The organism is Idiomarina ramblicola (assembly GCF_003987255.1).
GTDB lineage: Bacteria > Pseudomonadota > Gammaproteobacteria > Enterobacterales > Alteromonadaceae > Idiomarina > Idiomarina ramblicola.
On sequence record NZ_PIQC01000010.1, the window covers coordinates 24,841 to 40,799 of the forward strand.

General features: G+C 50.8%; 14 protein-coding genes. 13 read left to right on the forward strand and 1 reads right to left on the reverse strand.

From position 1 onward, the window contains the following. Positions 1-11 precede the first annotated feature (11 nt). A complete protein-coding gene (locus CWI78_RS12270; RefSeq protein WP_126783088.1) occupies positions 12-2,453 on the forward strand; it encodes a bifunctional aspartate kinase/homoserine dehydrogenase II in 2,442 nt (813 codons plus the stop codon). A 25-nt stretch (positions 2,454-2,478) separates the two neighbouring features. Here CWI78_RS12270 and CWI78_RS12275 read toward each other — a convergent pair whose 3' ends face one another. Next, complete coding sequence (locus CWI78_RS12275; RefSeq protein WP_126783089.1) at positions 2,479-4,941, reverse strand: penicillin-binding protein 1A; 2,463 nt, start codon at positions 4,939-4,941, stop codon at positions 2,479-2,481. Between the two features lie 155 nt (positions 4,942-5,096). Between CWI78_RS12275 and CWI78_RS12280 the strand changes: the two genes are divergently transcribed. The 12 genes from CWI78_RS12280 (at position 5,097) to CWI78_RS12335 (ending at position 15,793) form a co-directional block, all read left to right on the forward strand. Then, positions 5,097-5,921 carry a hypothetical protein gene (locus tag CWI78_RS12280; RefSeq protein WP_126783090.1) on the forward strand — a complete coding sequence of 275 codons (825 nt, stop codon included), beginning with the start codon at positions 5,097-5,099 and terminating at the stop codon, positions 5,919-5,921. Further along, positions 5,909-6,433, forward strand: coding sequence for a hypothetical protein (locus tag CWI78_RS12285; protein WP_126783091.1), 525 nt, complete (start codon positions 5,909-5,911; stop codon positions 6,431-6,433). The genes CWI78_RS12280 and CWI78_RS12285 overlap by 13 nt, the downstream gene beginning before the upstream one ends. After that, positions 6,426-7,253, forward strand: coding sequence for a hypothetical protein (locus CWI78_RS12290; RefSeq protein ID WP_126783092.1), 828 nt, complete (start codon positions 6,426-6,428; stop codon positions 7,251-7,253). The genes CWI78_RS12285 and CWI78_RS12290 overlap by 8 nt, the downstream gene beginning before the upstream one ends. Continuing rightward, positions 7,250-8,536 (forward strand): type IV pilus secretin PilQ, encoded by a 1,287-nt coding sequence (locus CWI78_RS12295; RefSeq protein ID WP_244213126.1) that lies wholly within the window; start codon positions 7,250-7,252, stop codon positions 8,534-8,536. The genes CWI78_RS12290 and CWI78_RS12295 overlap by 4 nt, the downstream gene beginning before the upstream one ends. Positions 8,537-8,673: 137 nt before the next feature. Beyond that, positions 8,674-9,207 (forward strand): shikimate kinase AroK, encoded by a 534-nt coding sequence (gene aroK / locus CWI78_RS12300; protein ID WP_126783093.1) that lies wholly within the window; start codon positions 8,674-8,676, stop codon positions 9,205-9,207. 18 nt (positions 9,208-9,225) lie between these two features. Continuing rightward, positions 9,226-10,299 carry a 3-dehydroquinate synthase gene (gene aroB, locus CWI78_RS12305; protein ID WP_126783094.1) on the forward strand — a complete coding sequence of 358 codons (1,074 nt, stop codon included), beginning with the start codon at positions 9,226-9,228 and terminating at the stop codon, positions 10,297-10,299. Between the two features lie 45 nt (positions 10,300-10,344). Next, positions 10,345-11,946, forward strand: a complete 1,602-nt coding sequence (locus CWI78_RS12310) for an AAA family ATPase (RefSeq protein ID WP_126783095.1) — start codon at positions 10,345-10,347, stop codon at positions 11,944-11,946. 81 nt (positions 11,947-12,027) lie between these two features. Continuing rightward, positions 12,028-12,900, forward strand: a complete 873-nt coding sequence (locus tag CWI78_RS12315) for a Dam family site-specific DNA-(adenine-N6)-methyltransferase (protein WP_126783096.1) — start codon at positions 12,028-12,030, stop codon at positions 12,898-12,900. Further along, on the forward strand, positions 12,897-13,349 hold the full coding sequence (locus CWI78_RS12320) for a GNAT family N-acetyltransferase (protein WP_126783097.1): 453 nt from the start codon (positions 12,897-12,899) through the stop codon (positions 13,347-13,349). Before CWI78_RS12315 ends, CWI78_RS12320 begins: the two co-directional genes overlap by 4 nt. Further along, the gene (locus CWI78_RS12325) at positions 13,346-14,137 is read left to right on the forward strand and encodes a class I SAM-dependent methyltransferase (RefSeq protein ID WP_126783098.1); all 792 of its coding nucleotides are present in this window, start codon (positions 13,346-13,348) and stop codon (positions 14,135-14,137) included. The genes CWI78_RS12320 and CWI78_RS12325 overlap by 4 nt, the downstream gene beginning before the upstream one ends. Further along, the gene (locus CWI78_RS12330) at positions 14,121-14,612 is read left to right on the forward strand and encodes a peroxiredoxin (protein WP_126783099.1); all 492 of its coding nucleotides are present in this window, start codon (positions 14,121-14,123) and stop codon (positions 14,610-14,612) included. The genes CWI78_RS12325 and CWI78_RS12330 overlap by 17 nt, the downstream gene beginning before the upstream one ends. Then, a complete protein-coding gene (locus CWI78_RS12335) occupies positions 14,612-15,793 on the forward strand; it encodes a BaiN/RdsA family NAD(P)/FAD-dependent oxidoreductase (RefSeq protein ID WP_126783100.1) in 1,182 nt (393 codons plus the stop codon). Before CWI78_RS12330 ends, CWI78_RS12335 begins: the two co-directional genes overlap by 1 nt. Positions 15,794-15,959: the final 166 nt, after the last annotated feature.

Consider the following 15,959-nt stretch of genomic DNA (forward strand, 5'->3'; position numbering starts at 1 on the left):
AGGAAGGCGGAATGACAAAAAACCAGCTCACAGAAGAGCAAAAGCAGGCCGTTGCCGACAGTGTTCAGGTACACAAGTTTGGCGGCAGCAGTCTCGCCGATGCTTTTTGTTATCGCCGCGTCGCCCGAATTGTGACGGAATACGCTGGTGCGAGTGACTTGGTGGTGGTTTCCGCCGCTGGTGATACCACCAACCGAATTCTGGCCATTATAAACGCCAAAGCACAACCCGGCGATACCGCCAGTATTCTACTCGATCAGTTGGAAAGTTTTCAGCAAGGGCTCATCACTGAGTTACTAAGCGGTGATTTGCAAAAGCAGCTACTGCAGCAATCACAACAAGATTTTACCCGCTGGCGTCATTGGTTGGCCGGTGACGAAGACATTACTCATCATGCCGAGTTACTGTCCTACGGGGAACTTTGGTCCGCCCGCTTGTTATCCGCACTGTTGCAAAAGCAGGGCACCCGGGCCGACCACATTGATGCCCGCGATTTTTTACTGGCCGCGGACGCTCCTGAGCCCGCCATTCAGGTTGAACACTCACGTGAAAAGCTCTTACTACGGGTTGCACCTCATTCCGGCACTCGTTTTATTGTTACAGGCTTTATTGCACGCGGCTTTAACGGTGAAAGTTTAACTCTGGGCCGCAACGGCAGTGACTACTCTGCCACACTGGTTGGCAGTTTGCTGGACGCTCGCCAGGTCACCATATGGAAGGACGTTGCGGGTGTTTACTCGGCAGACCCGCGTAAAGTTGAACGAGTTGTCAGTTTACCGACATTAGACTGGACCGAGGCCGAAGAGCTGGCCAGACTTGGCAGCCCGGTTCTGCACCCCAGAACCTTTCAACCGGTCGACCGTCAACGCATGGTCATTTCCGTACGTTCCAGTTTGAAAGTAGAAAATCAGCAAACTCGCATTGGCCAGTTCCAGAATACTCAACCTCGCGGAAAGGTTTTCACGTCGTTGTCTGAAGTGGTTCTGTTTAAAGTGGAGTTGCAGGACAAAGCGTTAGTAAAACGCCTGGACGAACTGGATTTAGAGCCGCTGGTGAGCTGGACAGAACCAGAAAATCATCAACAGTATCTGGTCTTTCACCAAAACCATTTAGATTACCTGACAGGCTGGCTGGACAGTCTGGGCGCGGGCGATGCTATCACCCAAATGCGTGGTTACTCCATGGTCGCCATTGTCGGTAATCGCATTCAGGAAACCGACCAGTTCTCGACCTTTAAGTTACAGCTTTCCGAACAAAAAGTGCGGCGTTTTGCGTTAACCCAAAACGGTGACTCCGCTGTCGCTATTCTGGAGCAGAAACTCGACAACCGCCTTCTGAACCGACTGCACAGCCAATTATTTAACTACCGCCGCAGTCTGGGTGTGCTGGTTATTGGTCGCGGCAATATTGGTACAGCCTGGCTGGAGCTGTTCAGACAACAACGGGACCGCATTAACCAGGTGATGGATGTGCGTGTTATTGGCATAGCCAATTCCCGCCGTTTATGGCTGGACTACAACGGCGTCGAACTGAGCCAGTGGGCAGATGACTTCGACCGTCTGGCGCGACCTTATGTGTTAACCGAATTGCTGCGCGAATTACCCAATGCCCCTTACGACGAACTGGTGGTGATTGATTTAACCGATGCCAAACCAGTGGCACAGTTATACCCCAGTCTGTTCGCGAACGGCCTGCACATTATCAGTGCCAACAAACGCGCGGGCTCGGCCGACGAAGCACTGTACCGTGAAATTCGTACCATCCAGCATGAGTACGAACGCGAGTGGCTCTATAACACCACAGTGGGTGCAGGGCTCCCCTTAAACTACGCCATTAATGACCTGCGTAATTCCGGCGATGAAATTCGCAGCATTTCCGGTATTTTCTCCGGAACCATGTCGTGGTTGTTTGAGAATTTCACCAAAGGTGTCACTTTCAGTTCATTGGTAAAAGAAGCCAAAGAACGGGGTTACAGCGAGCCTGACCCTCGTGAAGACCTATCCTGTCAGGACTTGGTGCGTAAATTACTGATTCTGGCACGCGAAATTGGCTTAAAACTGGACTGGCAGGACATTGAAGTAAAAAGCCTGGTGCCGGAACATTTACGTGACTTGCCACTTAGCGAGTTTATGCAGCGCTTATCGGAACTTGATAAGCCCATGACAGCCATGCTCGACGAAGCCGCCAAAGACGGCAAAGTACCACGGCTACTGGCCAGCTTTACCGTCAGTGATGAACAGCGGGTTACGGCTCAGGTTGGCATTGAGTACATTCCGGAAGGCGATATGCTGGCGAACTTGATACCCGGTGAAAACATTTTCGTTATCTACACCGACTGGTACTCCGAAATGCCGTTAGTGATCAGTGGTCCGGGCGCGGGCAAACACGTTACCGCGGGTGGTGTGCAGTCCGACTTGAACCAGCTACTGAGTAAACTGGCCGTGGGAGCTTAACGCTCCCATTCGCTTGTGCTCCCAACTAGAATAAGTCGTCGTCATCGTCTTCAAAAATATCACCGTTGGAGTTACCGTTCTGGCGGCTATATTCCGTCGGTTCGGTTCCACGAATAAAGTATTCAAAGCGGGTGGTGTAATCGCTTTTGTGTGAAAGCTTACCGCTTTCTAAGTCAATGCGAACATTCACCACGCCCGGCGGAATACCAAATTCACGTGATGGATACAGTGGCAACGCTTTTTCCATAAACAGGATCCAACCCGGCAATGCCGTTTTTGCACCCGCTTCACCACCCGTTATAGCCTGCTGACTGGAATCCACTTCAGGATGCTTAGACGTGCGACCCAACTTTCTGGAAACATCATCAAAACCAACCCAAACCGTGGTCGCCAGGTCTGATGTAAAGCCCGAGAACCAGGTATCGCGAACATCGTTGGTGGTACCCGTTTTACCGGCAATGTTGCGGCCAACGGCTTCGGTAATAGGTTTAGAACGCTGAATACGCCAGGAAGTACCATTCCAGCCCGTGCCATTAGCCCAGCTACCACCGCCCCAGACTGCCGAATTCATCGCTTGCTCAACCAAAAATGCATTTTGTTCACTGATAACCTGCGGAGCCGGTTTCTCACAGTCAAAACAAGCGCGTACCGGGTCAGTTTCGTCTAAAACATTACCCTCGGCATCTTCAATGCGCTTAATAAAGTAAGGCTCAACTAAAAAGCCACCATTTGAGAAAGTCGCGAAGGCTCTGGCCACCTGCATCGGCGTCATTGACAACGAACCCAGCGAGAGAGACTCGTTCTCGGGAATTTTTGAGCGATCCAGACCAAATTTGGCGAGGTGGTCAGCCACCTTTTTCACGCCCACTTCTCGGATTAATCGCACTGACACCACGTTTTTAGACTTAGCCAGCGCTTTACGCAGGCGAATAGGCCCTTCGTAAACTTCCGGTGAGTTTTTAGGACGCCAGGCAATGCCGGAACCCGGGTTCCATTGGTTAATAGGCGCATCGTTAACCAGCGTCGCAAGGGTTAAGCCCTCTTCAAATGCGGCTGAGTAAATCAGCGGTTTAATATTCGAACCTACCTGACGTTCAGCTTGCAAAGCTCGGTTGTACTGGCTCAACTGGAAACTGTAACCACCGACTACAACGGCTACAGCACCATCATCGGGCCTTAACGAAACAATAGCCGAGCTCGGTTCAGGAACTTGAGCCAGCCGCCAGGCGCTGTCGTCATTGACTCGGCGCAACCAAATAACGTGTCCCGGCTGCATGATTTCTGCTGCCGTTTCCGGCGGCGGCCCCTGACGTTCTTCATTCAGGTACTCGCGAGCCCAGTGCATCGCTTTCCAGGGTAAGGTTATTTTACCTTCTCCCTTAACCATCACTTCGGCAGACTGCTCGTCAACCGCTGTCACAACGGCGGGAGTGACCGCACCAATGACACGTAATTGCTCCAGATATTGCCGGATAGCCGGCTCTTCAACAGGGTCATCTTCTTTTTCGGCAGACCACAGCAAACTAACCGGCCCACGATAACCATGACGTTCATCGTAATTATGAAGGTTATCCCAAATCGCTTTTCGCGCAGCCAGCTGCACGTCGCTTCTTATAGTTGTATAAACTTTGTAGCCTTCGTTGTACGCCTTTTCTTCACCATAACGGTCGACCATTTCCTGACGCACCATTTCCGCCAGATAAGGCGCATTAACCGTCACTTCAGCTCCATGACGGCGCGCGGTCACCGGCGCATTAGCTGCTTCTTCAAATTCGGCCTGGGAAATTTTGTTCTCATCCAGCATGCGCAATAAAACGACCCGACGACGCGCTTTAGAAGCAATAGGGTTTGAAATTGGGTTCAGATTTGACGGCGCTTTAGGTAAACCCGCTATGGTTGCCATCTGAGCCAAGGTCAGCTCACTTAACGGCTTACCGTAATAAACCTGAGCGGCAGCCCCAACACCATGAGCACGGTGTCCGAAGGTTATTTTGTTCAGGTAAAGTTCCAGAATTTCATCTTTGCTTAATAGCTGCTCAATGTGAACGGCAATAAAAGCTTCTTTTACTTTGCGCATCCACGCACGTTCAAAGGTCAAAAAGAAATTTCGCGCCAGCTGCATGGTGATGGTACTGGCGCCTTCCTGGATTTCACCGGTAGTCAGCAACACACTAAACGCACGCGCAACACCAATAGGGTCAACGCCAAAATGTTGATAAAAGCGGCTGTCTTCGGTTGAAAGAAAGGCATCGATAAGCGGTTGAGGAACATCGTGCAAATCTACCGGAATACGGCGCTTTTCACCAAACTGTGAGATCAGTTCCCCGTCTGCTGTGAACACCTGCATTGGTGTCTGCAAACGCACATCCCGTAAAGTTTCCACGCTGGGTAATTCGGGTTTTACATATAGATAAAGGCTGCCAACCGTTACCCCGCCAAGAATAAGACACACCAGCAAGGTGTAGATTAGCCGCTTAAACCACTTCAATTATCTGCTCCATAACCGCACTGATATTCCGCCAGCGTGCTGAAACCGCAATAGCCGACATAAATTAGCTCTTAACTCTTACTGACTATTATGGCGGATTTTTGTTCACAACACTACGCTTGCAACTGGCTTTTCTACAATAAGGATATTGTCTAATGTCATTACTTCGCCAGCAACCGGTTGCTGTGCAAATTAATCGTGAAAGTTGTTTGGTTTTACAGTTATCACGACAAGGTCAGCACTTTGTTGTCGAACACTTTTCCCAGCAGCACCACAGCAGCCTTAGCCAACAAGGGTTAAAAAAGGACGGCATTGTTTCGGCGCTGGAATATAGCGCAACGCATTACCAAAAAGTACCACTAGGAGCTGACAGGCAGGTCGAAGAGCAGCTACTGCAAAAACTGCCGCCGCAATTAAAAACCCATGCGGGCATCAGCTACGACTATTTAACTCACGACGGTGATACCGAAGCAGAAGCCGTTATCGGCCAACGCTCAGCGCTTGAAAATTTACTGACATTGCTAGCACCATTGGACATGCCGGTGCAAGTGGTCGAGCCGGTTTACCAGTCAGTTGTGCGTGCCACCAATGCCGTGCTTCCGTACCTGTGGCCGAGTGATACGATTTTTAACGATCCAATGACATGGGTGATTGTGGAACTGCGTCAGCCACAATCTATTCTGCTGTATTGCAGAAATGGCGTTTTTCAGCGGCTGGAGTATGTTAACTCGTCCAATTTAATTCCCTTTTTGTTGTCATCTCAATTCCTGACTGAAGACAGTTGGCTGATGAGCTTTGGCGACAAAGCCATGCAGTCATCACTTGTGCGACAGCTTGCGGAACAACCTCAGCTAAGACACCTGGTTCTCTCAACCGCCCCTTTTTTCAGCAACAACGTCGCGCCAATCGCTGCCGCTTTAGATAACGAAATGGCGTTATTAGGTCTGGCATTGCGGGGGTTTAGCCAATGGCATCGCTAAATCTTCTTCAATGGCGGGAGCAGAGCTTATGGCGACGTTATCGTGGGCTTCACGGTCTGGGCGTTTTAATGCTGTTGGCTGTCAGTTTTTTTGCAGTCCAGTGGGTCAATTCTTACAGCGAATACCTTAGGTACATGCAGCAGCAGGTCGCTGAGCAGAATCTCGCTTTAGAAGAACGGAAACACCAGCAGCAACGTTGGTTTACATATCAACGACAACAGCAAGCGCGGCAAGCCTTTATGCAGCGCAAGCACAATGACCAGCGCAGACTCAATGCTTTCTTCGCCTTGCTGAATAAAACCCAGAGTTTCTTTCAGCAGCGTGAGTTGAGCATAGGTCATTCGCAGCTCACGCTAGCCGCCGAATACCAAAAAATAGATGACGTTAATGATCACTATGTGTGGTTAGAACGCCAGCTAGCCTCCCCGGGAATAAAGCAACAACTGTTACCGCAGCAACGGGTGCTTTTCCATTACGTCGGCAACTTGAATGAGACCGAATCGAATGGTTAAACCAATACAGAAAGTTTTATGGTGCTGGGGTGCCAGCGTGCTGGTATTCACGGTTGTGGCTATAGCAGTCAGCTATTTTCTTACTGGCTATCAGGCAAATCAGTTGAAAAACACCCTGCAGAGCCAAAACAGACAACTGCAACAGCCGGCCCCTCAAATTCCTGAGGCGCACGACACCACTTTGCCGGAGCCGCCAGCGGTTGATGTCGCATCTTTACTCACTCAGGCGGCAAAGCAACAGCAGGTCGACTTACATTACCAGCAAAGTCCGGAACACTCAGAGCAGTGGCTGGTTGGCATTAGCGGTACTTATCAAAACGCCATCCGGTTTATTGCCTCCATTCTGCAAACTCAGCAAGAGTCACTGCAGGCCTTTCCATTTACACAAACACTCAAATGGCAAGACGGCGAATCACATAGGGGTGAGCTTAGCTGGCAGTTTCTCTGGCTAACGGCTAAAGACTCTGCGCCGCCCGACGTCAACGGTAAACCGCTGTTTAAAACTGACTTTCCGCCCATGTTGGCAGAGCCGCTTAAGTGCTTGGGCAAACCCGGCATACTAAGCGACATTCGAATCACTGACTGGGCGTCAGTGCAGCTACTGGCCACCCAAACTTCACCGCTGAAAAAAGCCCTGCTGAGCATACCCGGGCAGCCGTTACTAACTCTGACCGAACATGACTGGATAGCCAGCCCGCTGATGCAACTGCAAAACATAAAACGTGACCACATAGCGTTTCAACACTGGCAAAAAGAAGCAGGCTGCTGGTCAGCACAAAGTCGAAAACTCTTTTTAACCAAGGATACTAACCAGCAATGATGCACATTCGATTCTCGTTCTGTAGTCTCAGTATTACTCTCTTTTTTATTCTCATGCTGCCCTTACAGCAAAGCCATGCGGCCGATAATAGTTGGCAAAGTTTGCTTAGCGAGGAGCAACAACGCCAGTTGGTTTCACTCAATACCAATAAAGTGCCCTTGCGGGAACTCATACAGTTGTTGGCCGACCAACACCAATTGAACATCCTCATTACCGATAAGGTAAGCGGCGAGTCCAGCCTCAAACTTAACGATGTTGCCTGGCAGGATGCCTTTGAAACCTTACTCGACAGTCATGGTTTAGAAGTTCGCTTACAAGGCGCTATGCTGCGCATAGATGTCGCTGATGAAAACACCACAGACAATATCAACCACCGCTCAATTCTATTGAGCGTTAACTTTGCTAAGGCCAGTGACCTAGCCAAACTATTAAAAAATGAACAACAGAGTTTTCTCTCGCCGAACGGTGCAGTGAGTGTCGATGAGCGCACCAATACACTCATTGTACGAGACACGCCAGAGCAACTGGCCACCATCCGTCAGTTGGTCAACGATTTGGATGTGCCGGTCAAGCAAGTGCTTATCGAAGCGCGCATGGTCACCGTAAAAGCCAATGTCAGTAAAGAGCTGGGCATTCGCTGGGGTGCAACGGAATACGGACTGACTGTACCTGAAGACGCGAGCAGTTTTATTAAAGGTATGCAGGTGGATTTGCCCGCGACCAATCCTGCCGGCACCTTTTCCGCTAACCTGGCCAGACTCAGCGACGATATTTTGTTGGATCTGGAACTAACCGCGTTGGAGCAGGAAAACAAAGCAGAAATTATCACCAGTCCGAAAATTTTCACTTCCAATCAGCAGTCAGCTTACATTGAGCAGGGAACCGAAATACCTTATGTCGAAACCGCCGCTCACGGCGCCACCGCCGTGCAATTTAAGAAAGCGGTGATGGGCTTAACCGTTACCCCGCAAATTACACCCAATGACCATGTTTTAATGGAGCTGACCATTACTCAGAATACCCGCGGCGATACCGTTGCCACACCCACCGGACCGGCGGTCGCTATCGACACTCAGGAAATGTCGACACGGGTACTGGCAAAAAATGGAGAAACCATCGTTTTAGGAGGAATCTTTCAGGAACATAACTTGAATGATGACCGTCGTGTCCCCATCTTAGGTTCGCTGCCGTTACTCGGGAATTTGTTCTCACATCAGCAGCAGCGCAATGAAAAGCGGGAGCTGATGATTTTCGTTACACCAACGATATTGCCACAAACTTAGTCCAAAAGCGGATTACTATTGCTAAAGTGGGCTCAAGTTGCGATAATCGCGCTTCTTTTCGTTGGGTTGGGGGACGTCTCCAGACACTCCGGATTCGTGAGTTACAGCTAATTTTAACCAATGATGTAAGCAGGAATATGGCTGAGAAACGTAATATTTTTCTTGTTGGGCCCATGGGGGCTGGCAAAAGTACGATTGGCCGTCAAATCGCCAGACAATTACATTTAGAGTTCTACGACTCAGATTCTGAAATTGAGCGCCGCACCGGTGCCGAAATCAGCTGGGTTTTTGAGCTTGAAGGTGAAGAAGGCTTTCGCGCACGCGAAGAAAAAGTGATCGAAGAGCTTACCGAGAATATGGGCATCGTCTTAGCGACAGGTGGCGGCTCAGTCATGAGCAAAGAAAGCCGTAACCGTCTATCGGCACGGGGTGTGGTTGTTTATTTAAAAACGCCTATCGAGAAGCAATTGGCCCGTACCCAGCGTGACAAACGCCGGCCTTTGATTGCAGAAGCTGACGACCCGCGTAAAGTGTTAGAAGAACTGGCACAAGAACGCGATCCGTTGTACGAAGAAATTGCCGACATCACGGTACAAACCGATGATCAAAGTGCAAAATTCGTGGTCAACGACATCATCGATCAACTCGAATCCATCAACGGTCTCGGGTAAGTATCAGGAGCTGCGTTCATGGCTGAGGTTAACGTCTCTTTAGGTGAACGCAGCTACACTATCTACATTGGTAACGCCCTGTTATCAAACTACGTCGAAAACCTTCCGCACAAGCTCAACCAGCAACTGCTGATCATCACCAACCCGACCATCAGTCAGTACTATTTAAAACCCTTATTAAATACGCTTTCGGGTCACCAGATCGAGATTTTTGAGATGCGCGACGGTGAGCAGTTTAAAAGCCTGGACAGCTACGCCGAAGCCATGGATATTCTGATTAATGCTGGCTTTAATCGTGACTGCGGCATTATCGCACTCGGCGGTGGTGTGGTGGGTGACTTAGCAGGCTTTGTCGCGTCAACTTTTCAACGCGGTGTCGACTCTTACCAAATTCCGACCACCTTATTGTCGCAGGTTGATTCCTCCGTCGGCGGAAAAACCGCGGTTAATCACCCCCAGGGCAAAAACCTGATTGGCACTTTTTATCAGCCTAAGTCGGTGGTTATCGACATTGACTGCCTGCAAACGCTGACCGAGCGGGACTACCGCAGCGGCTTAGCCGAAATCGTTAAGTACGGTGTTATCTACGATGCCGACTTTTTCCAATGGCTGGAACGCCATACCGCCGAGTTAAATCAGCAAGATCCGGCGACACTCACCTACGCCATTCAGCGCAGCTGTGAAATTAAAGCCGAAGTGGTTGCTTTAGACGAGCGCGAGAAAGGGCTGCGGGCATTACTGAATTTAGGCCACACCTTTGGCCATGCCATTGAGGCAGCCACCGAATACGGCGCATGGACACACGGCGAGGCTGTGGCTGCTGGCATTATAATTGCATCTAAGCTGTCAGAAGTGACACAGCGGCTCAATTCGTCAGATTTTCGACGCATCAAAGATTTACTGCTGGCACTTGGCTTGCCGACGAAGGGCCCACAAATGCCCTGGCAGGATTGGTTAGACTACATGCAGCGCGACAAAAAAGTAAAAGACGGTCAGTTGCACTTTGTTCTTCCGGTCGCTATTGGTCAGGCTGAAGTTGTCAGTACTATCGAACACGATACCGTTGCTGCTGTGATCACTGAATGTTGCTAACGCCATCGCGTTATCTCTATTCGGCTGACAGACAGGAACAGACAGATGCAAGCACTTGCAACCACACAACATATTGTTGCCGCGCCGGTAAAAACCAAACCGAGCCAACAACAGGTTATTGACCAGCTCCATCAACAATGCCAGCAAAGCGTATCGCTTATTATGCTGCACGGCAAAGAAGGCAGCGGCAAAACCACCATTGCTGAAGTCTTTCTTGAGCAGGCCTCCGAATACGCGGAAGTGGCTTTTATCAGCGCCAATGAACGCTCCACCAATGACCGCGTCCGCGCACAAATACTGAATCAACTGTTTGGTACCATTAGCATTAACGACGAGTCATTGAGTCGTCAGATGCAACGCCAGCGTCCGCTTAGCCACGCCATTATTGTGATTGATAACGGGGAACAACTGACCGAAAGCTTTTTAGCCGAGTGCATTTCTACCGTCACTCAGCTCAGCGCTATTGGCCAGCGTACCAGCATTGTCATTACCGGCGACAGTCGCTGGGCTCAGCAGCAGCGTCCGGCACCGCATTTGCGTGTGCAGGGGCCCACCATGATAGAAATTCAGCCACTTAACCATGACGAACAAATTCGCTTCGTACAGGCTCTTCTACCAGAGAAGCAACGCAGCTTCTGGAATCTGGAGCGTATTCAGCAATTCCTGAACTCGATTCATGGCTTTCCCGGCGAAATTCAGCAACGTCTGCAGTTAACTTTAACAACTCAGGCAGCACGCTACCGCGATACCAACGCTGAAGAGAATGCTAAAGAGAATTCTGACAATAACGATGCCAGCGAACAGAGCAAAGCGAACCATAAATCAGAACAGAACAACCGCCGCAAAATGCGCCTTTGGCCTATTATTTTAATTGCAGCGGTTATTAGTCTGGCTTTTGCCGGCTTTCTAAATAAAGAGCAGCTGACTGCTTTCTGGCAACAAGTGAACCCTGAATCAGCAGCAGCTGCAGAAACCGAGGCCGAAAACAGTGAGGCAAATAGTGCCTCAACAGCCGCAGATGAAACCGCAGCAGAAGCTACCGAGCAGACCGCCAGTTTGCCCAGCTTTGAACCGCTAACCGAGCGCTCTTTAGAACTGGTTCCTGCGGAACTGGCCGCGTCTTACCGCAATGCGTTAGGTACATTAAACACCGTGGCAGCTTCCGAAGTGACAGAGGGCGACATCTCACTCGGTTTCATTAAGCAACAAAAGCAGCCACAGGAAGCCGAGCCTGTTGGTTCGTCGAACGAGCCGTCGGCAGTCGAAGCCGGTATTCAAACCGTTGTGGCCGAGCCGGAGCCAGAAGTTAAGGCAGAACAACCTGAGCCACAACCGCAGCAGTCTCAACCTCAGGCACTGCCATTCCAGACTCAGTGGGCACAGGATCAGAACGCCAGCAACTACACACTGCAAATCAGCATTATCAGCGACCCGCAGCTACTGCGCAATTTCCGTAACGACTACGATATTGCCGCTAATACCCAGGTGTATCAACGGGCTGACCAACGTTATGTGGTTATTTTTGGCAGCTACCCCAGCATTGAGCAAGCACGTGCAGCCGCCACGCAGTTGCCAACTGAAGTGCAGCAAATGGAACCCTGGGCTAAGTCGTTTGCCAGTGTACAAAGCGACATTAATAGCCAGTAGCGGGACGAATCACGCAGTCAGCAATTTTCATCCCCCGGCCTTTGGGTTACAATCCCTTGAGGATCCACCAACGGCCGGCGCATGAAGAAGAATCGGGCATTTTTAAAATGGGCAGGCGGTAAGTACTCACTTATCGAGCCGATAACAGCACGCTTGCCGCAAGGTAAAAAGCTCATCGAGCCTTTTGTGGGCGCCGGTTCAGTTTTTCTGAATACCGACTACGACAGCTACCTGCTGAACGACATTAATCAGGACCTCATTACCCTGTATCAGTTTGTGAAGCGCCGTCCTAAAACTTTTATTCAGGACGCCCGCAAACTGTTCGTTGACCGTAACAACCAGGCCGATGCTTACTACGCCCTACGCGCCGCCTTTAATGCCAGTAGCGACCCGTACTTTCGCTCCCTGCTGTTTCTGTATATGAACCGCCACGGCTACAACGGCTTGTGTCGTTATAACAGCAAAGGCATTTTCAACGTGCCGTTTGGCGACTACCGCAAACCGTATTTTCCGGAAAAAGAGCTCGAACACTTTGCCGAGAAAGCGCGTAAAGCCAAGTTTATTTGCCGTCCGTTTGAACAAGTATTTCGGCGTGCCCGACAAGGCGATGTGATTTACTGCGATCCGCCCTACGCACCGCTGGATCAGACCTCGAACTTTACCAGCTACGCCACCGGTGGCTTTGGGCTGACCGACCAGGGCGAACTGGCCCGTCGTGCAGTGCAGGTTGCGAAGAAGCGGCACATTCCGGTACTGATAAGCAATCACGATACCGAACTGACCCGCGCACTCTACAAACAAGCCGAACTCAGCAGCTTGTCGGTGTCGCGCAGCATCAGTCAAAAAGGCGACGGTCGCAAACCCGTAGCCGAGCTACTCGCCCTGTATGATAGCGAAGTCAATAAAAGCAACGTGGTTTCTCTTAGCAACTCATTGAAGAAAGTAGGCACATGAACTGGCATTTAAAAGCATTTAACGACCTTTCGCTACACGATCTCTACGACTTACTGAAACTTAGACAAGAAGTGTTCGTGGTGGAGCAAACCTGTCCATACCTGGACGCCGACGGCGCCGATGAGCAGGCCCTGCATTTGTACGCTCGAAACAATGCTGGTGAGATGGTCGCCTACGCTCGTTTGTACCTGTCCACCGCCGATACCGGCTATTCTCGTATTGGCCGGGTAATAACGCACGAAAAAGTGCGCCGCCTAAAGCTGGGTAGAGAAGTCATGCAACGCAGCATCGACTATCTTGAAGAGTATGCCCCCAAAGCCCCAATTCGGGTGGGCGCTCAGGTTTATCTGCTGAAGTTCTACCAAAGCTTCGGCTTTGAAGCCATTAGCGAAGAATATCTGGAAGACGATATTCCGCACATTGATATGCAACGTAAGGCTGCGCAGTGACAACTTTGGCTCGGGTTCCCGTTCTTGCAGGCAGCGATGCTGAAACTGTTGCGGCAAAAGCCATCGCCGAGCGCTGGGGACTCACGTCTGAAACCACGGATAATGACGTTTTTCAGCTTTGGCTGACCAATGGCATACTGGCTCTGCACTGGCTGCAAAGCCCACAGAAAATGTCGCCCTTAGTGGTGGACTTTCATCAGGGTAAAGCCGCCTACCGCGCTCAAAACACGCAGTTAAAGAATGAAGCTATAGCCAAAGCTGTTGGTGTTAGTGGGCAGTTTAAACCATCGGTTGTCGACGGAACCGCCGGCCTGGGGCGGGACGCTTTTGTACTGGCCGGCTTAGGTTGTAACGTGCAGCTTATTGAACGCCACTCGGTTGTCGCTGCGCTGCTCGATAACGGCCTGCACAGAGCCCAGCAGGAAGCCGACTTCATTGGCGAAACCTGCCAGCGCATGCATTTAATCGGAACCGACAACTTATATACGGGTAAAGGCTTCACCCACGAGCCCGACGTGGTTTATTTAGACCCCATGTACCCAAAAACCGGCAAGCAGAAGGCGCAAGTAAAAAAAGACATGCAAATGTTCCAGCAGTTAGTTGGCAGTGACGAAGACGCCGATACCCTGCTGGAACCCGCCCTCGCTCTGGCCAAATTTAGGGTCGTAGTAAAGCGCCCCAACAGCGCACCTTTTCTGGCCGGGCGTGAACCAAACAGTCAAATTAAGAGTAAAAAGCATCGCTTTGATGTTTACATAAAACGAGGTTTTCATGAGTCAGCAAATTAAAGAAGGCGATAAAATTCCATCAGGTTCACTGACCAGCAAAGGTGATCTTGGCATTCAGAACTATGACCCGGCAGAGATTTTTGCCAAAGGCACACACGTACTGTTCTCAGTGCCTGGCGCCTTTACTCCGACCTGTTCGGAGAAACACCTGCCCGGCTACGTAGAACACGCCGAAGCATTAAAAGAAGCGGGTGTTCTGAGCATTAATTGTGTGGCCGTAAACGACGCCTTTGTTATGAAGGCCTGGGGCGAATCTTTAGGGATCGGAGAAAAGGTTCGGTTATTGTCCGACGGCAACGGCGCGTACAACCAGACAATGGGCCTGAGCATGGACACCGGCAGCTTCGGCGGCATCCGTTCTAAGCGCTACGCTATGATCATCACCGACGGCAAAGTCAAAGGCGTGTTTGTCGAAGAGGACAAGTCCTTTGAAGTGAGCAAAGCCGAATACATACTGGAGCAATTGCAGAAATAATGTCGAGCTGGGATGTGATTATTATTGGTGCCGGCGCGGCGGGGCTGCATTGCGCCGCCCATGCCGCACAACGCGGCCAGTCGGTGCTGGTATTGGATCACGCCAAGCAGGCAGGTAAGAAAATTCTGATTTCCGGCGGCGGCCGCTGCAACTTCACCAATATGTACGCTGGCCCCGAGAACTTTCTGTCTTCCAACCCGCATTTTTGCAAGTCGGCACTCAGCCGCTATACCCAATGGGACTTTATTGGCCTGGTGGCTGAATACGGCATTGCCTACCACGAGAAAACCTTAGGCCAGTTGTTCTGCGACGACTCTGCCAAAGACATTGTGCGTATGCTAATGAGCGAATGCGACCAACACGGCGCCAAAGTTCAGTTACGTACCGAGGTTGTGTCGGTAAACTACGACGACAACTACCGCATTGAAACAAGCCGTGGTGATTATAGCTGCAACAAACTGGTTGTTGCCTGTGGTGGTTTGTCTATGCCCAAATTGGGCGCCACCCCGTTGGGGTATCAAATTGCCGAGCAGTTTGGGCATTCCATTGTGCCGGTCCGCGCCGGTTTAGTGCCTTTTACCCTGCAAGACGACGAAAAAGCTCGCTTTGCCGAGCTTTCAGGCGTAGCTGTACCCGTAAGTGCAGAAGCCCACGACGGTTATTTCCGCGAAGCCATGCTGTTTACCCACCGTGGCGTCAGCGGACCAGCCATTTTGCAAGTATCGTCCTACTGGCAACCCGGCGAAGCCGTGACCATTAACCTGCTGCCCGACTTAGACGCCTTTGAGTGGCTGAAAACGCAACAACAGCAGCAACCCAAAACCCAGCTCAATACCGTATTGCAGCAACACTTCCCCAAACGAGTGGTTGCGGCCTTTGCAGAGCACCACCAGTGGCCGCTGAGCAACAAGCTGGCGGATACCTCTAACGCGCAGTTTCAGGCTATAGCCGACAACCTTAACCGCTGGCAGCTAAAACCCAACGGCACCGAAGGCTATCGCACCGCCGAAGTCACCTTAGGCGGCGTTAACGTCGACGAAATCAGCTCCAAAACCATGGAAAGCCAGAAACAACCCGGCCTGTACTTTATAGGCGAAGTGCTGGACGTAACTGGTTGGTTGGGAGGCTTTAACTTTCAGTGGGCGTGGAGTAGTGGTTATGCTTGTGGGTCGGAGTTGTAAATGGGCACTACGGATGGCTGTTAAGTGCCAACAGCGGATGTCGGCACGTTAATTTATAAAGCGCATCTGTATTCAAAACGATAGCAAGGGAAACAATCTGGCCCACAGTGCACCTGGGTTTACTCAGCGTTATTCTCGGAGCGGCAATGGTTAGTTTTGGTATTTC